General features: G+C 44.0%; 24 protein-coding genes. 4 read left to right on the top strand and 20 right to left on the bottom strand.

What is annotated here, in order from left to right; all coding sequences use genetic code 11:
* The gene (locus PHI47_RS00430) at nt 1-900 is read left to right on the top strand and encodes a D-hexose-6-phosphate mutarotase (RefSeq protein ID WP_299932328.1); all 900 of its coding nucleotides are present in this window, start codon (nt 1-3) and stop codon (nt 898-900) included.
* Between the two features lie 24 nt (nt 901-924).
* Here the strand turns inward: PHI47_RS00430 and PHI47_RS00425 are convergent, their stop codons facing one another.
* The 13 genes from PHI47_RS00425 to PHI47_RS00365 all read right to left on the bottom strand — a co-directional run bounded on the left by PHI47_RS00425 (nt 925) and on the right by PHI47_RS00365 (nt 12297).
* A complete protein-coding gene (locus tag PHI47_RS00425; protein ID WP_299932325.1) occupies nt 925-1311 on the bottom strand; it encodes a hypothetical protein in 387 nt (128 codons plus the stop codon).
* A gap of 99 nt (nt 1312-1410) precedes the next feature.
* A complete protein-coding gene (locus tag PHI47_RS00420) occupies nt 1411-1701 on the bottom strand; it encodes a Dabb family protein (protein ID WP_299932322.1) in 291 nt (96 codons plus the stop codon).
* A 12-nt stretch (nt 1702-1713) separates the two neighbouring features.
* The gene (locus tag PHI47_RS00415; protein ID WP_299932319.1) at nt 1714-2604 is read right to left on the bottom strand and encodes an NAD(P)H-dependent glycerol-3-phosphate dehydrogenase; all 891 of its coding nucleotides are present in this window, start codon (nt 2602-2604) and stop codon (nt 1714-1716) included.
* Nucleotides 2601-3302: an NAD-binding protein gene (locus tag PHI47_RS00410; RefSeq protein ID WP_299932316.1), complete on the bottom strand. Its 702-nt coding sequence runs from the start codon at nt 3300-3302 to the stop codon at nt 2601-2603. The genes PHI47_RS00415 and PHI47_RS00410 overlap by 4 nt, the downstream gene beginning before the upstream one ends.
* Nucleotides 3299-4858, bottom strand: coding sequence for an ion transporter (locus PHI47_RS00405; RefSeq protein ID WP_299932313.1), 1560 nt, complete (start codon nt 4856-4858; stop codon nt 3299-3301). The genes PHI47_RS00410 and PHI47_RS00405 overlap by 4 nt, the downstream gene beginning before the upstream one ends.
* Before the next feature lie 9 nt (nt 4859-4867).
* A complete protein-coding gene (gatB, locus tag PHI47_RS00400; protein ID WP_299932310.1) occupies nt 4868-6298 on the bottom strand; it encodes an Asp-tRNA(Asn)/Glu-tRNA(Gln) amidotransferase subunit GatB in 1431 nt (476 codons plus the stop codon).
* Between the two features lie 17 nt (nt 6299-6315).
* Nucleotides 6316-6867 carry a thiamine phosphate synthase gene (locus tag PHI47_RS00395; protein WP_299932307.1) on the bottom strand — a complete coding sequence of 184 codons (552 nt, stop codon included), beginning with the start codon at nt 6865-6867 and terminating at the stop codon, nt 6316-6318.
* Nucleotides 6864-7142: a hypothetical protein gene (locus tag PHI47_RS00390; RefSeq protein WP_299932304.1), complete on the bottom strand. Its 279-nt coding sequence runs from the start codon at nt 7140-7142 to the stop codon at nt 6864-6866. The genes PHI47_RS00395 and PHI47_RS00390 overlap by 4 nt, the downstream gene beginning before the upstream one ends.
* Nucleotides 7143-7151: 9 nt before the next feature.
* Nucleotides 7152-7829, bottom strand: a complete 678-nt coding sequence (locus tag PHI47_RS00385) for a F0F1 ATP synthase subunit A (protein WP_299932302.1) — start codon at nt 7827-7829, stop codon at nt 7152-7154.
* A gap of 202 nt (nt 7830-8031) precedes the next feature.
* Nucleotides 8032-8448 (bottom strand): c-type cytochrome, encoded by a 417-nt coding sequence (locus PHI47_RS00380; protein WP_299932299.1) that lies wholly within the window; start codon nt 8446-8448, stop codon nt 8032-8034.
* A 63-nt stretch (nt 8449-8511) separates the two neighbouring features.
* The gene (locus PHI47_RS00375) at nt 8512-9339 is read right to left on the bottom strand and encodes a bifunctional riboflavin kinase/FAD synthetase (RefSeq protein WP_299932296.1); all 828 of its coding nucleotides are present in this window, start codon (nt 9337-9339) and stop codon (nt 8512-8514) included.
* Complete coding sequence (locus PHI47_RS00370; RefSeq protein ID WP_299932293.1) at nt 9320-10030, bottom strand: TlyA family RNA methyltransferase; 711 nt, start codon at nt 10028-10030, stop codon at nt 9320-9322. The genes PHI47_RS00375 and PHI47_RS00370 overlap by 20 nt, the downstream gene beginning before the upstream one ends.
* Nucleotides 10027-12297 (bottom strand): EAL domain-containing protein, encoded by a 2271-nt coding sequence (locus PHI47_RS00365; RefSeq protein ID WP_299932290.1) that lies wholly within the window; start codon nt 12295-12297, stop codon nt 10027-10029. Before PHI47_RS00365 ends, PHI47_RS00370 begins: the two co-directional genes overlap by 4 nt.
* A 145-nt stretch (nt 12298-12442) precedes the next feature.
* Between PHI47_RS00365 and PHI47_RS00360 the strand changes: the two genes are divergently transcribed.
* Nucleotides 12443-13636: an NAD(P)/FAD-dependent oxidoreductase gene (locus PHI47_RS00360; protein WP_299932287.1), complete on the top strand. Its 1194-nt coding sequence runs from the start codon at nt 12443-12445 to the stop codon at nt 13634-13636.
* Here the strand turns inward: PHI47_RS00360 and ligA are convergent.
* Both ligA and PHI47_RS00350 read right to left on the bottom strand, forming a co-directional pair.
* Entirely contained in the window at nt 13562-15574 is a 2013-nt protein-coding gene (gene ligA / locus PHI47_RS00355) for an NAD-dependent DNA ligase LigA (protein WP_299932284.1), read from the bottom strand. The two genes, PHI47_RS00360 and ligA, sit on opposite strands and share 75 nt — an antisense overlap.
* A gap of 48 nt (nt 15575-15622) precedes the next feature.
* Complete coding sequence (locus PHI47_RS00350; RefSeq protein WP_299932281.1) at nt 15623-16573, bottom strand: tetratricopeptide repeat protein; 951 nt, start codon at nt 16571-16573, stop codon at nt 15623-15625.
* A 420-nt stretch (nt 16574-16993) separates the two neighbouring features.
* On the opposite strand from PHI47_RS00350, the gene PHI47_RS00345 reads away from it, so the two are divergent.
* Both PHI47_RS00345 and PHI47_RS00340 read left to right on the top strand, forming a co-directional pair.
* Nucleotides 16994-18220, top strand: a complete 1227-nt coding sequence (locus PHI47_RS00345) for a porin (protein WP_299932278.1) — start codon at nt 16994-16996, stop codon at nt 18218-18220.
* Nucleotides 18221-18231: 11 nt separating this feature from the next.
* Nucleotides 18232-18660 (top strand): hypothetical protein, encoded by a 429-nt coding sequence (locus tag PHI47_RS00340; protein ID WP_299932275.1) that lies wholly within the window; start codon nt 18232-18234, stop codon nt 18658-18660.
* 115 nt (nt 18661-18775) lie between these two features.
* On the opposite strand, the gene PHI47_RS00335 is transcribed toward PHI47_RS00340, so the two are convergent.
* The 5 genes from PHI47_RS00335 to PHI47_RS00315 form a co-directional block, all read right to left on the bottom strand.
* Entirely contained in the window at nt 18776-20287 is a 1512-nt protein-coding gene (locus PHI47_RS00335; RefSeq protein ID WP_299932273.1) for a diguanylate cyclase, read from the bottom strand.
* Nucleotides 20288-20530: 243 nt separating this feature from the next.
* Complete coding sequence (locus tag PHI47_RS00330; protein WP_299932271.1) at nt 20531-20968, bottom strand: hypothetical protein; 438 nt, start codon at nt 20966-20968, stop codon at nt 20531-20533.
* 142 nt (nt 20969-21110) lie between these two features.
* Nucleotides 21111-21431: a type II toxin-antitoxin system RelE/ParE family toxin gene (locus PHI47_RS00325; protein WP_299932269.1), complete on the bottom strand. Its 321-nt coding sequence runs from the start codon at nt 21429-21431 to the stop codon at nt 21111-21113.
* Nucleotides 21391-21696, bottom strand: a complete 306-nt coding sequence (locus PHI47_RS00320; RefSeq protein WP_299932267.1) for a hypothetical protein — start codon at nt 21694-21696, stop codon at nt 21391-21393. The genes PHI47_RS00325 and PHI47_RS00320 overlap by 41 nt, the downstream gene beginning before the upstream one ends.
* Before the next feature lie 139 nt (nt 21697-21835).
* Nucleotides 21836-22123 carry a hypothetical protein gene (locus tag PHI47_RS00315; RefSeq protein ID WP_299932264.1) on the bottom strand — a complete coding sequence of 96 codons (288 nt, stop codon included), beginning with the start codon at nt 22121-22123 and terminating at the stop codon, nt 21836-21838.
* Nucleotides 22124-22269: the final 146 nt, after the last annotated feature.

The raw sequence follows: 22269 nt of genomic DNA, 5'->3' as shown, positions 1-22269 counted from the left end.
ATGGATATCGAGACTCTCAACTCACTGCACTTCAATGCAGGTTATCTCGTCTTTAAAGAAGGTCCCGGAGGCATACCTGTCGCCCTCATCACAACGCCTGACGCTACTGCCGCAATCACTCCGTACGGTGCTCAACTCCTATCATGCCGTTTTGCTAACAACGACAATGGACTGCTGTTTCTCAGCGAAAAAGCGATTTTCCAAGAGGGGACTCCCATCCGAGGCGGTGTACCGATCTGCTGGCCATGGTTCGGACCCGATCCGAAACAGCTAAATCGTCCGGATCACGGATTAGTTCGTACCCGTATGTGGCGTGTTGCATCCTCAGTCATTACTCAGGATCGAGAGTGCATTATTACGTTTGAGATTACCGATACCCCTGAAACCTATGCGCTTTGGCCGCACCGTTTTCGCCTAACTCTAAAAGTCACCGTAGGCAAACAACTCACTATGGAGCTCACGACACGCAATCTCGGAGATACACCATTGGAACTTACACAGGCGCTACATACCTATTTTGCGATAGGAGATATCACCCATGTCAGTATTACAGGGCTAGAGGGATTGGTCTATGCCGATCAAACCGATAACGGACATGACAAGAGAGAGGGTATAGCCATCCGCATCGATGCCGAAACCGACCGTGTCTATCCCACTGCTGGCGGTGATATCGTGATTCAAGACGATACACTAAAGCGAAACATACGTATTGAATCCGAGAGGAGTAAAACTGCGGTCGTGTGGAATCCGTGGATACGGGTGTGTGAGCAAAAAGCAGATTTAGCGCTGGAAGACTACAAAAAAATGGTTTGTGTTGAAACGGCAAATGCAGGTGATGACATCATCACACTGCAATCGAATGAAGATTATACTTTAAAGGCAGTATATTCACTCGAGTAGGAAGTAGATATTTAGTGGAGGCGATTAACGCCCTCCGCCACCCATTCCGCCACCACCCATTCCGCCACCGCCCATGCCTGAGCCCATACCGCCGCCTTGCATCATCCCTTTGCCTGAACCTTGGTTTTTCATTTTCGGAACACGATTTTCCGGTTTGTTCATAAACTTCTCAGCTTGTTCTTTCGTCATTGTTTTCTGACGGCTCATAAGCTCATTATGAAGCTGTTCACGCTCCTGCTGAGTGGTCATCGTTCCCCGTTTTTCCAACAGTTCATCCGTACTCATCGTTCGAAATTTGTTTTGAATTTCGTTTTGAACTTGTACCCTTTCTTGGTTCATTGCGGCAGTTTCACCGTAAGCAAATGTAGACAATACGGCTACAGCCGATACAACAGTTAGTAACGTTTTCATGTGATACTCCTTGAGTGGTTTGTACCATTATAGGACGATATTGTTACAAAAACATTAATAACTAGCTAACTGATACCCAATAATAAGAGTGAGAAAAAATTATTTTATGTAATCTACCACTTTAGAAAGCGTCGTTACCTCTTTTATGAAACTGACAACCTCTTGATGCGCCGAATGCGGAGCATATATATCCAATCCTGCCTGATCATCAAACGTTGAAATAAGTGCCAAATCAAATGATCGCTCAGAGCGGCTGATGTCGATCCCGACTTCCATACTTTTAAGCGTCTCTATTTTAGAGGGCAATGCTTCAAGCATCTCTTTGACCCGAGACATATTGGCCTCTTTATTCTCTTCTTTAAACTGAAACATGACGATATGAACGAGCATTTTTATTACCTTTTACCTTTCTATTAAATCTTGTAAACTTTGTCGAGGAGATTTCCCCTCTAAAATAGCATATACTTCTGCCGCAATGGGAAGATAAACACCGCGTGAAGCGGCGATTTCATGGAGAGCATATGCTGTTCCGATCCCTTCACTCACTTCTCCGATTTGTTCGCACACCGTCTCTTTACTCAATCCTTGTGCAAGTCCTAAGCCCACACGATAGTTACGTGACATCGATGAACTCGCCGTCAAAAACAAATCTCCTGCACCGCTTAAGCCTAAAAAACTCTCGGTACTGGCACCGTATGCCCGACCAAAACGCTCCATTTCTACAAGGCCGCGTGCAATCAAACTGGCTGCCGCATTATGCCCAAGTCCCAGCCCCTCACAAATCCCTGCTGCAATAGCAATGACATTTTTATAGGCCCCGGTAATCTCGGCACCGATTACATCCTCACTCACATACGTACGGATAAACTTCGGAAACAATGCGGCAAATTCTCGGGCGGTAGAGAGAGAAGTCGAGTTAATAACCAATGCGGTGGGAAGAGAGAGGATCACTTCCGCCGCAAATGAAGGCCCAGATAAGAAACAAAGATTTTCACTCGGAACGTATTGCATGTAGATTTCGTTCAAAAACCGCCCGCTTGAGGCTTCTATCCCTTTTGCCGCTACGAGGATTTTTTGTCCGCTAAAGATAAAATTCTCTTCCAGCCATTTCCCGATCTGTTGAGCTGGAACGGTAATGATGAGATATTCACACGCAAGAACTTCTTCGAGTGTTCTAAAATTAGTCCAATCCCGATGGGTACGAGAGGTAATGATAACATCATTTTTTTCGCTCATCGCAAAGCTAAGGGCTTCACCCCATTTACCTGCTCCGATGACCCCCACTTTTTTCATATCATTACTCCCATTGCCCTCGAAAATGTAGCTATTTTATCTTCATACCCGATAACCACTAAGATGTCATCGGGATCGATATGGTGGTTATGACCACGTGAGGTGAAACTAAAGGTTGCACCCAACTGGTGATCCACAATAGCTAATACCAATACGTCATACTCACTTCCCCAGTCAATATCATGCAAATGTTTTCCCACCACAAAACTCTCTTCCGGAATAGTAATCTGAGCGATTTTGAGTGCGGAATCTTCATAAAAAATATCATGCAGAACTTCGGTAACCGTCGGCTTTTCAAGCATTTCACTGATAATGCCGGCAGTAATCTGCAAAATAGGCATGACTTTATTCGCTCCGGCACTTTTCATTTTTTCGGCACTCTCATGATCTCCGGCTAAAGCAATAATAGGAATATGCTCAAACGTTGCACGCAATGAAATCGTTAAAAAGACATTTTCGGCATCGTTATCCAAAGCGCAAAAGATAATCAAATCATTAATATCGAAACGATCTTCAATACTCTTCCAATCTTCACTCAGATCAAAAAGTTCTGCTTCAAAACCGGCTAATCGAGCTGCCGCTTTTTCCGTTTCATTCATTACAAATACTGTAAATGAAGGATATTCAGATGATATTTGCAAAGTGATTTGTTTGGCATACTCATTAAATCCAAACACCAATGCACTGTTATGGATCATTTTTTCCCCTTTTGGTACATGAGCGTTTTAAACTCATCGATCAAGGAGCGTGTAGCGATGACAATACCGACATCCCCCTCATTGATTGTCAAGTCTGTCGATGGATTAAATAAAAATTTACTCTCCGATGTTTTGTATATTCCCAATACAATCAATCGTTTGTAAAACAACGGGAGCCTGGCAACCTCAAAAAAACGTTCTGCCATCATCCTATCCAATCCGATCTCTTCGATAAATACACCGCTGTTTTCAGATCTTAACGCATGAATAACCTCAAATGCAACCGGTCGTCCGCTCACTTCTTTGCTGATAAGGCCGATTAATTCTTGCGTGTATACAACCTCATTAATTCCTGCCAAAGAGAGTTTACGGCGGTTCTCATCCTGATGCAAAATTGAAAGCAGAATAACAGTTGGTGAGATTTCCCTAATCGTCAAAGCCGTATAGACATTTAAAACATCGCTATCCCGCAGTAATATGACCGCTTTCACCTGAGTGGGAATATCAATCTTAATCGCTTTATAGGAGTGCAACGATCCGGAATCATACGCCAATGCGGTAAAACCGTCTTTGTGCGCTTGTTGAACTTTTTCCTTATCCCGTTCCAATATTACAATCTTATTCCCGTGGCGTATAAACTGCCGAGCCACCTCTGCTGAGAGGGGAGAATAGCCGCATATCAGATAAAACTGGTCAATCTTGCCCACATCATCGATCAATTTTTCTTCTTTGATCTCATCGAGTTTTTCGGTAAATGCCGATACCACGATCGATGTTGCAAAAGAGATAACCGCAATCCCTGCTACGATAATCGCCATAGCAACGATACGTCCCTCATCTGTTACCGGAACAAAATCACCGTACCCTACGGTAAAGATGGTCACAACCGACCAATAAACGGCATCAAAGAGCGTATTGATCTTCGATTCGGGATTATGTGCTTCCATGACGTAGATCAATACCGAGGAGACCATGATAATAACCGTAGCAAAAATGCCAAGGGTGAAAATCTCAAACTTTTTAGACGAGAGGATCGAAACAAGCTGCGTCAAACTTCTGGAATAACGGAATAGCTTAAAAACACGGAATAAGATAAATACCCGAAGTATCCTAAATTCGTGGAAAAATGGCATGATTGCCAGCATATCGATAATGGCCGATGTGGAAGTGACAAAAGAAAGTTTATTTTTTACTATAGAACGGAATGCGTCGAAATAGTTAAAACGGCGTTGTATAAATACGTCATGCTCATACTGTTCTATAACTATTTTTGAGGTGTCACTGAATATCCATAAGCGAAGTAAATACTCAATAAAAAAGATAAACGAGACAACATAGTTATTGAAAAAAATCCATTTAGGACTCACATCATGTTTGACATGCAAGATCAAGATATAGACACTGATGATGATCAATACCATCATCGTATAATCAAAAAACTTTTTATAGGGGTAGGAAGGATTTTCGAGAAGGTTGTGAAAAAACTTTTTCACATGCCGATAGCGGGAAGACGCGTGAAGAAAAAAGGCGATTCCTACCATCCATTGGCTGAACATCCCTTTCCCTTATTGCGCTAATTTAGATTGGAGTATCTCATTCAGCGTATTAGGATTTGCCGAACCTTTTGACGCTTTCATTGCCTGCCCGACGAAGAAACCGAACAGTTTATCTTTACCTGATTTATACTCGTGCACTTTATCGGTATTGGCTGCCAAAATCTCATCGATCAACGCTTCGAGAGCACCCGTGTCACTCACCTGTTTGAGTCCCAATTTCCCGATAACGTCATCGATATCGCCGCCATTGTTCTCAAGAAGGTAATCGAGAACTTCTTTAGCCGCTTTTCCGCTGATCACACTCTCTTCGATTCGCTTGACGAGGGTTCCTAGGGTTTTTGCACTAACGGCTGATTCGTGCGCACCCATTCCCCCTTTGAGACGTCCTTGTAACTCAACGGTGAGCCATGTAACAGCATTCTTGGCTGTAATCCCTTCCTGTAGCATCGACTCAAAATAGTGAGCACTCTCCAAATCTGCCGTGATAACGGCTGCATCGTATTCACGAAGACCGAATTCACTGACAAAACGCTCTTTTTTTGCATCGGGAAGTTCAGGGATTGAGATAACATCAGCATACATTGCATCATCTACGATCACTTTGAGCAAATCGGGTTCAGGGAAATAGCGATAATCGGCTGCTTCCTCTTTACCGCGCATTGAACGGGTCTCTTGTTTCACTTGGTCAAACAAACGGGTTTCTTGGACAATCTCTTGCTCATAAATACCATCTTCCCACGCTTCACGTTGGCGTGCTACTTCGAGCTCAATCGCACGCTGAATAAAGCGAAAGCTATTGATATTTTTGATCTCAACACGAGTGTAAAGTTTTTCATCTCCCTTTGGACGGATAGAAACATTAACATCGACGCGGAATGATCCCTCTTGCATATTAGCATCCGAGATATCGATATAACGAACGATAGAGTGGAGCTTTTTGAGATACAGTATTGCATCTTCGGCAGAACGCATATCGGGTTCAGAGACAATTTCTAGCAACGGTGTCCCTGCACGGTTTAGATCCACTTTTGAAATAGCACCGTCATGAATGTTTTTTCCCGCATCTGCTTCAATGTGCGCACGGTTGATACGGATGGTTTTATGGGTTCCGTCTTCAAAATCGATAACTAATGTTCCGTGTTCAACGATCGGGGTATAAAGTTGGGTAATTTGATAGGCACTTGGGCTGTCAGGATAGAAATAGCTCTTACGGTCGAAAAAAGAGGTACGGTTGATCGTTGCACCCACCGCTGTACCGAACATCCCGGCTTTACGAACTGCCTCTTTGTTGAGAACAGGCAATGCACCCGGCAATGCGAGACAAGTCGGACAGGTGTTCGTGTTTTGAGTATGGTTAAAGCTGGTAGGGCATGAGCAAAAAAGTTTAGACTGAGTGTTGAGCTGGACGTGAACTTCCAAACCGATAATGGTTTCAAACATACGAAAAATTCCTTGGTTTATATAAAATAGCGGATGGAGGCAAAGCCGTAGGCTCCGCACTCTTCGACCGCTTTTATCTGCTCTTGGGTAACAATTCCGCCCAACGCAAAAATAGGTACTTCTATTTTATCCACTATTTCTTTTAAATCCTCTAAACCCTTGGGTTCTCCTTTGTTCGGAGAGGTGAATATCGGGCTGTAAGTGATCGCATCAGCACCTAAATTCTGAGCCTTTAGTGCTTCGTCGTAAGTATGGGTACTGATGATAACATAAAGTCCTAAGGCTTTCGCGTCTGTTATCTCGTCAAACTGTGTCGAAGTGAGATGTATCCCGTCCGCACCCAAATCGTGCGCAAGACGATAATCACTATGCAAGAGAACATTAGAAACATTATTATGACGGCATACCGAAATAAAAGCCTGTGCAAGGATTGGATAATTGATCGTTTGTTTATCACGGAAAAGGGTAAAATCAGGAATTGTACGAATAAAAATATTTTCGAGAGAAGCAGTGAGCGCAGAATGCTCACTGCCATAGTAGATAGGATCGGTGATTAGATAAGTTTTCACGCTTCCTCTGAAACTTCCTTTACACTGTCTCGAATCTCTTCGAGAAGTGCCGTTTGTTTGAGCATTATGTCATGGCGATCACGATACATTGACATTGTTTCCAATACTAAGATCAAAAAAAGTGCCAAAAACAGAAAAACGAATGTAAACATCAATGCGGGGACAAGACCTAAAAAGAGAAACGACTTAAAGGTGATCAAGGCTCCAATGATAACGAAAGCCCAGGAGACCCCGCCAAGGAAGCTTAAAAGTGCGTCATACGTACTTCGCTTCATAGCAGTGGCTTAGTGGTCGTCGTGAAGAAGAACTGCACCGCCGAGGTAAACGTACGTGAGCATCATGAAAATGAACGCTTGCAAGAATGCCATAAATGTCAACAATGCAAATGGAACGATTGGAAGAACCCAAGGAGCCAACATCAACAATACCATCAAGAACATGTCATCCCCTTTGACGTTACCGAACAATCGGAAGCTCAAAGAAATGATACGAGAGATATGTGAAACGATCTCGATCGGGAACATCAACCATGCCAACCACCATACAGGACCCATAAAGTGTTTGAAATAACTGATGATACCGTTACGGCGAATACCTTCGAAGTTATAGTATGTGAATACTACCAATGCCAAAGCAAGGGTAAAATCCAAAAACGCACTCGGTGCTTCAAAACCGGGAATAACTCCGATAACGTTCGCAATACCGACGAAAAGACCGATAGTCGCAACAAGAGGAAGGTAGCGGCGTGCTTCCGCTTTACCCATAACATCAGCACCCATAGCAAGAACGCCGCTAAGATACGCTTCCATAACATTTTGAGTTCCGGTAGGAACAAGACGAAGATTTGACGTCGCCATTTTTGCGATCACAAGAACAATTGTCGCAGTCAGCAACATGTGCGTGAGAAAAATAAACGTGTGTTCGTGGCTGATAAGGCCGAAGAAGGTAAACAACTCACCCATAAGTAGTGTTCCTTTGCATAGAAAATTAGTGGAATTCTATCCTTATTGAGATTAAATTCCTATAAACTCAGATAACGAAACTCCTATTTTGCGCTTATATTATCATCATCGATCCATTTTTAAAGTAATTGATACGACATAAATGGAAGAAAAAAGAGGCATACGATAGAAGACCCCAGATAAACCGGGGAAAAAGGGAAGCTTATTTGGAACCAAACGTCGTAAAAATGTAATCAGCCATTTTTTCATCGGAAATTTTACCTTCACGATCTTCAATGACTTTCAAATTTTTACGCATCACCGAGTGATAAGTACCGCTGTCAAAATCTTTGTTTCTCAAGTCCATCAGTTTATGATAAAGTTCATCTTTGGTGTAAACATTGAGAGGAGGACCGTAGATATTATTTTTCTCTTGGGAAGCAGCCCCCTGGGCAGCGGCTTCTTCTACCGTCGTTCCTGCTTGTTCATGAAGTTTCGGAACCCCGTTTGCTTTTACACCGTGACAGTTCGCACATCGTTCTTTATAAATTTTATCCATTTTATTGACGGTTTTGGCACCGTATACATTTGACATCAATAATGATGCAAGCCCGATCATAAGTAAACCACGTGTTTTCATCTACAGCTCCTTAATCGATATGATTAATAGTAGCACTTTAGATTTAAAAAATATCTTATACTTTTATAAACTCAAATGACGCAGCTCCGTTTTGGCCAATACAATATCATTTTTAATAGCTTCTTTCAGTGCATCGAGTGATTCAAATTTCTGATTTTTGCGCAAAAATTTAACAAAACTGACGGAAGCTTTTGAACACGGTTCAATAGTCTCACTTAAAATATGGCTCTCGATTGCATAACTCCCGTCCGTCGTTACACGATGCCCGACAAATACGACAGAGGGATGAAAATGTTCTTCATTATCGATGCGTGTAAACGCCGCATAAACCCCTTCATAAGGGAGTAAGTAGCCCTTACACTCCAAATTAATGGTTGGGACAAGATCGGTTTTACCGATCCCCTGCCCCTTTACCACCAATCCTTTAATCGTATAATTATGTCCCAAAAAACGGTTTGCTCCGCTAATATCTCCGATTTGGATTTTGTTTCGTATTTTATGCGAATGAACCGAATCATCATCAAGGCAAACCTGTTCGATGACCCGAATATCTCCTTTAAAAAGTTCATGCAAGTTAGCATGCGAATAACGGCGATTTTTACCGAAATGAAAATCATATCCGACAACTATTTTCGCCAAACGAGGAAATCGTTGTTTAAGCATATTAACAAATTCTTCTCCATCCATATGACGGATATCTTCGAGCGAATAATAAATGATCGGATAATGCGTATAGTGCTCGCGATCACGCCCCGGTGTCAGGTTTGCATACCCCGTTTCGATCACCACTATCGCACCGTTATCCCCTAACTCATCAAAAAGGGACTGATGTCCGATGTGCATCCCGTCAAATCCGCCGATACTAATCGAATCAACCTTTGATAAAGGCATAACACGTCTCCTGATTCCCCTCTTTACCCGCTATATGGGCAACCTCTTTAGCAATACATAACCATCCCATCAAAGCGCAGGTATCTTCGAAGCGAATCATCGCTTTTCCAATTGCTTTATCATCTTTGACAACACCATTTTTATCCCTCTTTACCTCACGCCCAACTTGAAACTGCGGTTTGAAAAGTACGATAATATAGTTTGACGCTAATCGATCTATCGATTCGAGTATCAATTCCAATGGAATGAAGGCAACGTCACACGTCACGATCTCAAACGGTACTTCACTCGAAAATGTCCGTATATCCGTATTTTCATAAACGCTGATACGTGCATCATTTCGTAAACTCGTATGCAGCTGATCACTTCCGACATCGACACATGTTACGCTTGATACACCGTTTTCTAAAAGAATTTGGGTAAAACCTCCCGTACTTGAACCGATATCGAGTGCTCTAAATCCCCGAATATTCCATTCGGTATAAGGGAGAAAGCCTTTGAGCTTGATAGCCGCACGGCTCACGTACATCTCTGTGTCCGCTATCTCAGCCTTCATCCCCTCTGTTATGTCAAATGAAACTTTATCAACAATCTTCCCATCCACACTTACGGCATGCTCTTTTATCAGCTGCTGCGCTTTGTTACGGCTCTCTACCAGCCCCATTTCAACCAAATAACTATCAAGTCTCATACATTTCCTTGTAAATAATGCTCAAAAAATGTCTCCGCATCGAGTGGACGGTCAAAATAAAATCCCTGAAACAGATCACATCCGCTCTCACGAAGGATCTCAATCTGAGCCAATGTTTCAACTCCCTCAGCCACAACCTCTAGCCCAAGAGTATGAGCCATCGCAATCACTGCACTGGAAATCACTCTGTCATTCGGATCGATTTCAATATCGTTGATCAGCAACCGATCGATTTTGAGCTCATCCACTTTAAAGCGTTTGAGATATCCCAGTGATGAATATCCGGTTCCGAAATCATCGATGGAGAGTTTAACTCCGGAGTTTTTCAACCTCTCTAGCATCCCAACCGCACTGTGAGCATGATGCATCAAAAAGGTTTCGGTGAGTTCAATCACGATCAATGGGGCTAAATCGATATTTATCCCTATAATCCGTAAAAGCGAATTGACATCATCATCGTTGAGTTGTCGTCCTGAGATATTGACTGACATTGACATCTCTACATTCGAATGTTTTCGCCAAATACGCAACTGCTCGAATGCTCGTTCCAAAACGTATTCACCCAACTGTGAGATAAGCGATGTTTGTTCGGCAAAAGGGATAAAATCTCCTGGCATGACAAGACCACGGGTAGGGTGATTCCATCGAATCAGCGCTTCAGCACCTCTGATTTTTCCGCTGTGTGCATCGATTTTAGGCTGATAATAAAGCTCAAAATCGCGATTTTTCAACGCTTGATACAGTTCGGTTTCGAGTCGAAGAGAGGTTTTTGCCTGCTGAGTCATCTGTGCACGATAAAACGCAATATGACGTTTTGTGTCTTCTTTTGCACGATACATTGCCGCATCGGCATTTTTGAGCAATGAATCCCGTTCACGAGCGTCTTGGGGGTACAATGCGATTCCGATACTCCCCTGCAATAGATACTCATGAGCGTTTATTTCAAACGGTTCGTTAAAAATACTTAAAAACTTCTCCGCAACAATCTCCGCTTCATTGACGCTTTGAAGATCTTCCAGCCACAAAACGAATTCATCTCCTCCGACCCGTGCAATAAGATCGTGTGAACGGATACGTGAGGAAAGCCGTTGCGCCACTTCAACCAACATCTGATCGCCTACCGTGTGCCCTAAGGAATCGTTTAGATTTTTAAACCGATCAAGATCAAGATACAGTAATGCCCCGATCGCATGACTGCGTCGGGAACGTTTAATGAATTGATCAATCCGATCAAAAAGCTTAGTCCGATTTGCCAATCCGGTAAGTGGATCATGGAATGCCATATAAGAGAGTTTCTCTTCACTCGCTTTGAGTTGACTGATATCGAGAGTCAGCGCTAAATAACTTTTCGCTTTTGTCTGAGAATCATGAATAACCGAGATACTCATCCACTGGACAACCTCTGAACCATCTTTACGACGATTCCATATCTCTCCGCTCCAATAACCCTCTTCATTGATCGCTTTCCACATCTGTTCGTAATAAATATGATTATGTCGGCCTGAGGCAAGGATTTTCGGGTTTTTCCCGAGTACTTCTTCATACGTATATCCGAATGCATCGACAAAGGCTTGATTGACTTCAATAATCTGATTGCATTCATTGGAAATCATAATCCCTTCACGCGCTTTTTCAAAAGCGGCACCTAAAATACGGATTCGTTCTTTGTGTGCTTTTATCTGGATACCATGTTCACGCCGCTTTAAGACAATACCGACGATAAAAGCTCCGATTTCGAGGAGACTCTTATGAAAAGCATCGGGAATACGTTTTTCAAACGATGAAAGGGCAAACGTTCCAATAATGATATTTCCCTCGCTTCGTACCGGCATTGACCAGCATGCACCTAACCCGAAAGCTTCCGCAACCGATCTGAGTTCGTCCCAACGCACATCATTTTCGATATCCGTGACAAATTGGGCTTGTTGGGTATACAAAACATTCCCACATGATCCGCCACCTGGACCGGGACGCAACCCGTTTAACATTTCGATACCTGATTGAGGAATGCTAGGAGCTTCCAAAACGTTCATCAATCCTGTAGCTTCATCCAGAATCATGATCGATGCTACCGCTCCGGGAACCAGTTTTTCTTCAAGTTCACACAAACGATGCAAGACTTCAGAATCATTTACACCCAATGCTATCAATTCTAATATTTGGTTTTGAAGGGTAAAAATTTCGAGGTATTGTGAAGATGGAAACGACTCTGCCTCTATTGCGAGATCTTCAATCGAACAAGATAACGGTTGTATTGTTTCATGCATATCGTCTCTTCTACCTAATCCCTCACAAGTATACAAGGAGCTTCTTTTTTAAATCTTATTTTAATTATAGCCATTTACCTATCAATAACAGTTGAGAACCTCTGAAAATGCGATACCATTGCACAAAAATATTGGGGAAATCTATATGAAGAGCGTTCATGTCGCTATCATCGGGGGCGGATACGGCGGTATACGTGCAGCAGAGCATTTAGCTAACAACAGTCGTGTTTCCATCACTCTAATTGATAAAAACCCTTACCATTACATGCAAGCTGAAGTGTACGATTTTATCGCCAACAAAGTCGATATGTCACAAGTGATGATCGATCTCCCCTCGCTATGCAAAAGCTTCGAGCTGGTAAAGTTCGTTTGTGAAGAAGTAAACGCAATTGATACGAAGTCGAATACTCTCTCTACTCCAACACAAAACATTCAATACGATTACCTCATCATCGCAACCGGAAGCCGAACCTATTTTCCCGATTTCATCAAAGGTCTTCGTGAACATGCTCACGGCGTTAAAAGTATCCCCGCTGCGCTTGATTTCAAACAGCAATTTGAGAAAGCACTGCTCAACCGTATCGAAGCACAAACACGAGGATGTGATGTCGAACCGTTTAATATTGTCATTGGAGGAGCAGGACTTTCAGGGGTAGAAATCGCCGCTGAAATGGCCGCGTATGCAAACCGATTCTATCAAAACGGTAATTTCGGATGTCGCGGGATCGATGTGTACCTCATCGATGCCTATGAAAGCATCCTGTTTGGAATGGATTCTTTTCTCATCGACAGTGCCTATGAGCGACTCATTAAACTGGGGGTTCATGTATGGCACAACAACCGAATCAGCGAAGTACGTGAAAATGCAATTCTTCTCGATAACGGCAAAACGCTCGATTTCGAATTTATGATCTTTACGGGGGGAATCGCCGCATCAACCATCACTCAATATCTGGGTTTTGAAACCAATCAGAAAGGGCATTTAGTCATCGATGAGATGCTCAATATCCCTTCACATGACAATATCTATGCCATCGGTGATATTACCCAAGCTCTCGATGAAAACGGGAAATTCATCCCACCTACCGCGCAGCTTGCGGAACGGGGAGCTGAACACGTAGCAAAAAATATTCTACGTTCCCTCAGTGGAAAACCAAAACGCACGTTTAGATTTAAAAATCAAGGGGTGATGATCGCCCTCGGAGGGGAATATGGAGCAGGATTGCTCCCCGGAGGGATCAAGGTCAAAGGGTATCTCGCCTATTTAATCAAAAAGGCTATTTTTTGGATGTACACTGCTCCCTTGCGCCGTCGGGGTACTATCGGAAAGCGACGTTAGCGCACGAAACTCACGCTCAGTGAGCAAAGTAACTCCGAGTTCCACCGCTTTATCGTACTTACTCCCCGCATCTTCGCCGTACACTACATAATCGGTCTTTTTCGAAACCGACGAAGCAACTTTTGCCCCAAGCTCTTCGAGTATCGCTTTAATGCTATCGCGCGGCACCGACATCGATCCCGTAATAACGACACTTTTCCCTTTAAACGGATTTTCTGCCGCTTCCACTTTTATCGGTGCAACAGGATTTAAAATATCTCTCAGTGTTTCTATTTTTTCCTGATTGACACGGACAAATTCGAGGATCGATTCGACCATCTCACCTCCAAACCCCTCCAATGCCAAAATCTCTTCGCGCGTTGCCGTATCAAACGCCGTTCCAAATGCACCGCACAGTGTTTTTGAAGCCACTTCGCCGATATGCTCGATCCCCAATGCATTGATAAACCGCCAACAATCGCACCCCTTAACCGCCGCTATCGCATCGATCAGATTGCGGCTCTTTTTCTCTTTGAATCCTTCAAGAGATAAGAGTTGTTCCATCGAGAGGCTAAAGAGATCACTTAGCTCTCTCACCATCCCCACACTGTGTAACGCTTCGACGATCTTATCCCCAAGCCCGTCGATGTTAAGGCATTGTTTAGAGGCAAAATAGATGATGGAATTAACCACCCGCGCTTCGCATCCGAGATTTTGGCATTTGATCAATGCCCCCTCATCGAGAAGCTCTGAATTACACACGGGACAATGAAGCGGACGGTGAATAATTTGCTCACTTCCGTTGCGCTCACTTGCGATCACCTTGACAATTTTCGGGATGACATCACCGCTTCGGAGTATTATGACCTTGTCCCCGATACGGATATCTTTTCGCTCAATCTCATCGAAATTATGAAGCGTTGAACGCTCGACCGTAACCCCTTCGATATCGACCGGTTCGACGATAGCAACCGGGGTGACGACGCCGCTGCGCCCTACTTGCATGATGACCTCTTTGAGCGTTGTCAATTTCTCGATAGCGGGAAATTTATACGCTGCCGCCCAACGGGGATTTTTGACCGTATAGCCCAGTTCGTCCTGCACGGCAATCGCATCCACCTTGATCACCATCCCATCCAGAAGCATCGCAAAGTTATCCCGTTCAATACGCATCTCATGGTAAAAGGTCTCAATTTGATCCGCACTCTCGCACAAATGGGTCATGTGCGGATTTCGGAACCCTAGAGCGTACACCCACTCCATCCGCTCTGAGAGGTTTTTGATCTCCAACGTGTTGGCTCCGATTCCATAGGGCATAAAGACCAAACGGCGCGACGCCGTGATGCGGGTATCGAGCTGACGGAGACTCCCCGCCGCCGCATTACGCGGATTAGCAAACAGCGATTCGCCGTTACGGGATCGTTCCAGATTGATCTTCTCAAAATCCTCTTTGAAAATGACCACTTCCCCCCGAATCTCGATACGCCCTTTATACTCGATGGTGAGGGGGATACTCTGGATCGTTTTGGCGTTTTGGGTAACCTCTTCCCCCTCGACACCGTCGCCTCGGGTAATCGCCTGAGTGAGTACGCCGTTATCATAAATCAAATTTAGACTCGCACCGTCGAATTTCGGCTCGCAGTAAAAACGGACATCCCCGTACCCTTTCGTGATACGGTTTACCCACGTCTCCAACTCCTCGCGATTAAAGAGATCTTCGAGGCTCCACATACGGCTGAGATGCTGTGCTTTGTCAAACTTGTCCTGTGGGATATCCCCTACCCGCTGTGTCGGTGAATCGGGAATGATTTCGCTCGGGTGTTCTTGCTCATACGCTACCACCTTGTGATAGAGAATATCGTACTCTTCATCGGTCGTGATCGGATCATCGAGGACGTAATAGTGGTACGAGTATTTTTTAAGTTGTTCTACGGCCGTTTTGTAGTCGTTATATGTCATTCGTCAATCTCATCATCTAAATATTTTTTTATTTTATCTATACTGGAATCATTTTTGGACTGTATTCTCAATCCGTTTCCACAATTCTTCAGGTTCTTGTGCCAGTAAATGGGCTTCATCAATTTGTGCGGAATTGAGTTCTTTGGCAATCACATATCGGATATCCATCGCCGTTTCGTTTCCGCCTGCTGAAGCCATTTCCAACAGCGCATAGGATATAACCGCATTTTTCATAATGTCCTGCCCGACACCATACATCAATCCAAGATTCGTTTGTGCGGTAGATTCACCTTGTTTTGCTGCCAATAGATACCAATGAACTGCTCTTGCAATATTTTTCTTTGCCTCATAGTAATCACCCAACAACCTTTGAGCGAGCACATATCCTTGTTCTGCTGCTTTATGATACCATTCAATAGCTATGGGTATATTTTTCTCTAAACCATGCCCTTCAGCATACATCATCCCTAAGCTCGTTTGACCGGGGGCGTATCCTTGTTCGGCAGATTTTTGGAACAGATTCAATGCTTTACGGTAATCTTGTGATACCCCTCTACCGGCATCATACATTACACCGAGATTGTACTGAGCATCAGCCGTTCCCTGAGAGGCAGCTTTACTGTACCACTCTACGGCCTCGGCATAATCTTGTTCTACCCCTTTGCCTTTTTCATACATCCAACCCAGTGCATTTTGGGCATTTACATCTCCAGCTCCGGCAGCTTTGGTGTACCAAAATACCGCCTTTGTATCATCACGTATAACCCCATTGCCATACTCATACATTTCACCCAAATTGGCCTGTGCTTGAACATGCGCTTGATTAGCTGCTTTGGTATACCACAGAACTGCTTTTTTATAATCTTGAGGGACATAAGAGCCTAAATGATACATAACCCCCAGTTTATTTTGGGCATCTGAGTCTCCCGATTCGGCAAGTTTTTCGATTTTATTAAAGTTTATGGCATTGAATAAAGGTCGAAAAAGGGTTTTAAACACACTATTCTCCTACTTTTTAGAGGTATCCATTTTTGCTACTATGATTTTATCTTTTTCAAACCTAAATCAAAGACTAAGGATTTTTGCCTCGAATCCAATAGCACATCAACCTTTTAAAAGTTTTTGGAATAAAAGTTTTTTAACATTATAAAGACTGACTCTGTCAAACCTTATTTATACTGTTTTAGAAGTGGAGAGTTATTCATGGGGGTGTAATCTTTTTCGTTCATAAAATTGGTCTATTGCATAGAATTGAAGATTATTTAGGTACAATAATTCACTAAGCGTATAAAGAACTGCACCACTCAGAAAGCGTGGCTATAATGAAATGGTAACCTCTTGCCGGTCGAGTTTGAACAGTGGTAACGACTCAGTTTGATTCAGTTACCATAGGTGGCTGATACCTTCACGGGAGCAAATATGATTAAAAGCATATCGAATAAACTGACATACATCGCGCTGCTTGCGACGGCGTTGCACGTGGCCGGTGCGAGCGCCGACGAACTAGAAACGCCGATGTTTTCGTTCAGCGGTTTCGGCACTTTGGGTGTGGTTCATTCCAGCGAGAATCAGGCGGATTTTACCTCTTCCGCATTCAAGCCAAACGGCGCCGGTTACAGCCATGACTGGAGCGCAGATGTTGACAGCCTGATTGGGGGACAGGTCACCGTCGATCTCAGCCCAAAGCTCTCGTCCGTCTTGCAGGTCATCGCGGAGCAGAATTACGACAACACCTACCGGCCCCATGTAGAGTGGGCAAATATCAAGTATCAGGTTACGCCGGATTTCAATGTGCGTATTGGCAGGATCGTATTACCGGTTTTTCTAGTTTCCGACTTTCGCAAGGTGGGCTATGCCAATCCTTGGGCGCGGACACCGGTTGAAATCTATGGCCTTTTACCTGTCAGCAACAGTGATGGCATAGATACCAGTTACCGAATGCGCATCGGTGAATTTACGAATACCCTGCAGGGAATTTACGGACAAAACGAAGTCAACCTTCCCTCCGGCGGCGGTACCGCCAAAGCAAAGGACGTGTTGGGCATAACCTATACAGGCGAATACGATGCCGCAACCGCACACATTTCGTATCTCCAATCCAACGCAATCGTCGATGCCTACAAACCGCTATTTGATGGGTTCAGACAATTCGGGGCGGAAGGAATCGCTCTCGCAGATAAATATGATCTCAGCAAAGTGCACCTTTCCGTCATCAGTCTCGGCGGAATATACGATCCGGGCGACTGGTTCGTGATGGGTGAATGGTGTGTTATCAACAGTAAGGTTGTAACTATCCAAAGAAATGCCTGGTATGCCAGCGGCGGTTACCGGATTGACAAGTTCACGCCCTATCTCACTTTCGCCCATGTGAAGACCCATATCAATAGTTCCGACCCTGGTTTAGCTGCCCCTGCTGCTGCAGCCCTTAACGCAGGTCTGAGCGCTGTCCTCGAATCCATTCCGTCTCAGCAGACTATTTCCATCGGTGGGCGATGGGATTTCATGACTAATGCCGCCCTCAAACTGCAATACGATCACACCCGTATCGACACCGGCTCAAATGGTGTATTGATCAACCTCCAGCCGGGTTTTCAGACGGGCGGCAGTTTCAACGTGTTCAGCACCTCAATTGATTTCGTATTCTGATGAGGCCGATTATGATTAATATGAATCGCATAGGATCTATCATCATCGCATTCTCCCTGAGTTTAGTCTCAGCTGAGGCTATGGCCGATATAGTGGCTGTGGTTTCAGCCAAAAGTCCCATGAGCACGCTGAGCAAAAACCAAGTCGTGGATATATTTTTGGGCAAAGCAAACCGCTTTCCTAATGGCCATCAAGCCGTGCCGGTCGATCAGAACGAAGGTTCTGCCGCCCGCGAGGAGTTTTACTTCAAATTCGCCGGCAAGTCCCCCTCGCAGATAAAGGCATTCTGGTCAAAGATTATTTTCACCGGCCGGGGCCAGCCGCCGCAGGAAGTATCAAATGATATAGAGGTAAAAAAGTTCATTGTCGAACATCCCGATGCCATCGGCTACATCGATCAAAAGTTGATGGATGACAGTGTCAAGGCGATCCTCAAATAATCCGATTCGTCTCTCCCGCAAGAGTTTCTTTGTTTTAACGCCCTGCCCATAGCGATAATGGCATTTTTAGTGCTGCTTGCCGTCGAACCGCTTCCAATATGAGCCGTTCAAGCAACTACGCGTTCTGTTTCTCGGAATAAAACTGGAAGTTATTCCGGCCTTCTTCCTTCACCTGATACATCGCTATATCGGCATTTTTTTGCAGCGTTTGCTCGTCCATACCATCTTGCGGATAGATGCTGATGCCGATACTTGCTGTCACGTGGACTTCCTGGCCTTGCAGGATGAATGGCGAAGCGACGGCGGTAAGGATTTTCTGGGCCACAGTCACTACGTACTTTTCCTCACTTAGTTCCGGCAGCAAGGCAACAAACTCGTCGCCGCCCATACGGGCGACAGTGTCACTGTCACGCAGACAAGCCCTTACTCTTATTGAGACTTCTTGTAACAGTTGGTCACCAGCCTCGTGTCCGAGGGTATCGTTAACATTTTTAAAATGATCCAAGTCGAAATATAGCACCGCAAATTTCCGGTTATAGCGTTGCGCCTGATAAATACAATGGCTCAACAGCTTACTGAATAGGCTGCGATTCGGCAACGTCGTGAGACCATCGTGATAGGCAAGGTATTCGACACGCGCTGTATGAGCCATATCTTCCTCGACGGCACGCTGACGGCTTAACGCAAGCTGATGGCTCATACGCCACATCACCGCGATAATCAGGATCATTATAAAACTGCCGGCTGCCGCCCGCCAAAGATAGACTTGTTTCTTCCGCTGAGCAGACGCCAATTGTTCGTCTACGGATAATCCAACGATCACGCTCAGTGGGAAACCATAGAGCCTATGTGTATTGGTGTAGCGCCGCACGCCATCCCAGACGTTAGATTTCTCGTTGGCAGTGACTGTTTCCCCACTGCGCCTGACAAGGAATATACCATCCTCACCGAAAATGCCGAGCATGCCATGCGCTCCTAGTTTCGAGGATTCATAGCCACTGACAAAATAGGCCGCGTCGACCGAGACCATCACAATACCGGCAAACTTTCCATTGACCGAGTCAAGCCTGCGACTGAATGTCAGACTCCACCTTCCGGTATCGGGGTCAAGTTGCGGACGACCGACCGAGATGGAATCCGTCTGGAGTTGGCTACGGAAAAAATCCCGGTCGGCAACATTGGCGTTTTCGGAGGGACTGGTGCTGGTCACGACATCGCCTTTCCTGTCCGCCATACTGACGACGAACACCAACGGCGGCGGCAATAGATCCCTAGCTTTCAACTTCGGCAATACGTCCTGTGTACTAAAGAAATCATTTGCATATTTGACGACTTTCAGTGTATGGTCGATTTCGCGCAGTGCGCGCACGACCTGTGATTCATAAGTCTCGGACAGTTCATGGCTCGATGCCACTGCGGTTTGCTTGGCCGTGGTTTGTTCGACTTTGATCAGGCTCAGGGTCGTCCCCCAGATCGTGGCTAGTACAAGAACGATAATTGTCGGAAACAGGATGGGCGATTCTATTACATGACTAAACCAATGAATCCGTGTCGAAGAAGTTGGAATTCCAGTGTCATTCAATGGTGCTTGATCGACGGACAAGTCGTCCATATCAGGATTTTTCATTATTGATTCTCATTTCTTCATTCCTATAGTATGCCTTTTACCGAAAACTCAATAGATAAAAGGATATTCAAAATATCCAAATATTAGAAATTGGTACTCAATATTTAACACAATGACAGACTTGTAAAGATTCTACTGTGAAATAAGAAAGTTTACAAGGGGAGGTGAATGGGGAAAAGGGATGGATTCCCACTTGGAAAGTGGGGACGAGAGATACTAAAAGTAGTCTCTACCCCTTACTTTTTAGTCTCTTTCATGCTTATTGCCGTGACCTCTGTCCCCATGATCATTACCCCGGCCTCTATCTCCATGATCACGGTTGTCATACCCGCGATCATAGTGTCTTTCTTGATAACGGGGAACATACTCGCGTTCGTACCAGTCATCGCGCACAAATAAGACCCGCTCGCCGCAGGCATGGTATTCATGACAATGTTTACTCCAATGTCTGGCGTGCCCAGGCGGAACGCGCAGATAGACTGGCGGGCGATTCATCATTATCCCCCGTTCAACGATTATCGGTTGAGCGTAGAGGACTCTTGGTTGTGGGAAATCGCCGATGTCAATTTGGCCATAAAAGCCGGGCTGCCCGATGCTAATCGAAACACCAACATCGGCAGCTTGTGCCGAAGCTGTGAGAGTTGCAGCGGCAATTACCGCTGATAGGAGAAAACGTTTCATGATGACCCCTTTTTTTATAATATTTTTTTACTATAACATAAAATTATATATTTCAATATAGATTTTACTATGAAAGAAAAAAATTATCAATACTAAAGAACTGCATTCCCACTTGGAAAGTGGGAACGAGGGAAATATAGGCTTATGAGCCAATTTCATCTTTGTAATCTTCATATTTTGTCAGCGCAAACACTTTTATCTCATCATCTTTGATTTTATAAATAATCGTATACCCTTTAAAAACCAAATCGCGTATATTGTCATCGTTATAATGAATCGAGCGGCGGCAACGGTAGGGAAAATCGCTGAGGCTATAGCACTCACGCAAAATCTCTCGACGAAATGTATGTGCCGCGCTTTTTTTATCCTCGGCAATCTTTTCCAAAACAAACTGAAGTTTGGCGATAAAAGAGGGGAGAATTCTAACGTTCATACGTGTCGATGATCCGTTCGAGATAGGCATCAACTTCTTCTATCGAATAGCTCCGTGAACTGTCGATACTCTCATGTGCTTTTTGCAGATACTCTTTTTCGCTCATCGTGTTCCAATAGCGATAATCACGGAGTTGTTCATATTCGAGTGCGCTGAGGACGACCGCTTCGGGTTTGTTGTTACGCAGTACGCAGATTTTATCGACTTCGTGGTTTGCGAGTTTGGAGAGGACTGCTCCGAAGTTTTTCGCAACATCGGTCGAACTCATCATTTCGTTGGATTTATAGGCTACCATCGTAATCTCCCGTGTAATCTTACGGAATATTATACAGGAATTTTAGAAAGTTTATACATTCCGTCATTTCCGACATGATCGGGCGAAGTGCCCTTTAGGGTAAATCTATCTTTTAAAAAGTAGCTTCTCCCTTTTTTACCTATTTTCTATCATTTTTTTTGGAAAATTTATTGGCAATAGCCCAAATAAATGAAAATAAAATTCCACCTAAAGCTAAAGGTATAGTATAAAAAGAAAACCAACCCACTACACCCATACTACCAAGCAATGGTCCAATATTTAGTCCTAATATAACACAAATACATGTAGCTTCATTCAGTTGACATCCAAAAAGGCTTGCAATTGCACCTGATATTAATGTAACTAATAGTGGAAATATTCCGAAAACTAAAGAAAAATAGAATAAATATATAGGGGTTTTGATCATTTAACTCTCCATAATATTTAATTGTCTTATTTTTTCAAAAATATACCTAAATTTAAAATTTAACTATCAAAATTAAACAAAATGAAATATTTTTAAAGATTGTACTGTGAAATGTAAAAGTTTGCAAGGGAATGGAGATAGATCCC

This window comes from Sulfuricurvum sp. (assembly GCF_028713855.1).
Taxonomy (GTDB): domain Bacteria; phylum Campylobacterota; class Campylobacteria; order Campylobacterales; family Sulfurimonadaceae; genus Sulfuricurvum.
This window is presented reverse-complemented; position numbering and strand designations above follow the sequence as displayed.

Excerpts from the sequence above, each read along its gene's own strand:
- PHI47_RS00335 (WP_299932273.1), bottom strand. The coding sequence starts at position 20,287 with ATGAAAAATCCTGATATGGACGACTTGTCCGTCGATCAAGCACCATTG.
- ligA (WP_299932284.1), bottom strand. The coding sequence starts at position 15,574 with ATGACATATAACGACTACAAAACGGCCGTAGAACAACTTAAAAAATAC.
- PHI47_RS00380 (WP_299932299.1), bottom strand. The coding sequence starts at position 8,448 with ATGAAAACACGTGGTTTACTTATGATCGGGCTTGCATCATTATTGATG.
- PHI47_RS00390 (WP_299932304.1), bottom strand. The coding sequence starts at position 7,142 with ATGAAGCGAAGTACGTATGACGCACTTTTAAGCTTCCTTGGCGGGGTC.
- PHI47_RS00370 (WP_299932293.1), bottom strand. The coding sequence starts at position 10,030 with ATGAGACTTGATAGTTATTTGGTTGAAATGGGGCTGGTAGAGAGCCGT.
- PHI47_RS00325 (WP_299932269.1), bottom strand. The coding sequence starts at position 21,431 with ATGCCTATCTCGAACGGATCATCGACACGTATGAACGTTAGAATTCTC.
- PHI47_RS00425 (WP_299932325.1), bottom strand. The coding sequence starts at position 1,311 with ATGAAAACGTTACTAACTGTTGTATCGGCTGTAGCCGTATTGTCTACA.
- PHI47_RS00330 (WP_299932271.1), bottom strand. The coding sequence starts at position 20,968 with ATGAAACGTTTTCTCCTATCAGCGGTAATTGCCGCTGCAACTCTCACA.
- PHI47_RS00375 (WP_299932296.1), bottom strand. The coding sequence starts at position 9,339 with ATGCCTTTATCAAAGGTTGATTCGATTAGTATCGGCGGATTTGACGGG.
- PHI47_RS00365 (WP_299932290.1), bottom strand. The coding sequence starts at position 12,297 with ATGCATGAAACAATACAACCGTTATCTTGTTCGATTGAAGATCTCGCA.
- PHI47_RS00315 (WP_299932264.1), bottom strand. The coding sequence starts at position 22,123 with ATGATCAAAACCCCTATATATTTATTCTATTTTTCTTTAGTTTTCGGA.
- PHI47_RS00345 (WP_299932278.1), top strand. The coding sequence starts at position 16,994 with ATGATTAAAAGCATATCGAATAAACTGACATACATCGCGCTGCTTGCG.
- PHI47_RS00405 (WP_299932313.1), bottom strand. The coding sequence starts at position 4,858 with ATGTTCAGCCAATGGATGGTAGGAATCGCCTTTTTTCTTCACGCGTCT.
- PHI47_RS00340 (WP_299932275.1), top strand. The coding sequence starts at position 18,232 with ATGATTAATATGAATCGCATAGGATCTATCATCATCGCATTCTCCCTG.
- PHI47_RS00410 (WP_299932316.1), bottom strand. The coding sequence starts at position 3,302 with ATGATCCATAACAGTGCATTGGTGTTTGGATTTAATGAGTATGCCAAA.
- PHI47_RS00320 (WP_299932267.1), bottom strand. The coding sequence starts at position 21,696 with ATGGTAGCCTATAAATCCAACGAAATGATGAGTTCGACCGATGTTGCG.
- PHI47_RS00385 (WP_299932302.1), bottom strand. The coding sequence starts at position 7,829 with ATGGGTGAGTTGTTTACCTTCTTCGGCCTTATCAGCCACGAACACACG.
- PHI47_RS00420 (WP_299932322.1), bottom strand. The coding sequence starts at position 1,701 with ATGCTCGTTCATATCGTCATGTTTCAGTTTAAAGAAGAGAATAAAGAG.
- PHI47_RS00360 (WP_299932287.1), top strand. The coding sequence starts at position 12,443 with ATGAAGAGCGTTCATGTCGCTATCATCGGGGGCGGATACGGCGGTATA.
- gatB (WP_299932310.1), bottom strand. The coding sequence starts at position 6,298 with ATGTTTGAAACCATTATCGGTTTGGAAGTTCACGTCCAGCTCAACACT.
- PHI47_RS00430 (WP_299932328.1), top strand. The coding sequence starts at position 1 with ATGGATATCGAGACTCTCAACTCACTGCACTTCAATGCAGGTTATCTC.
- PHI47_RS00415 (WP_299932319.1), bottom strand. The coding sequence starts at position 2,604 with ATGAAAAAAGTGGGGGTCATCGGAGCAGGTAAATGGGGTGAAGCCCTT.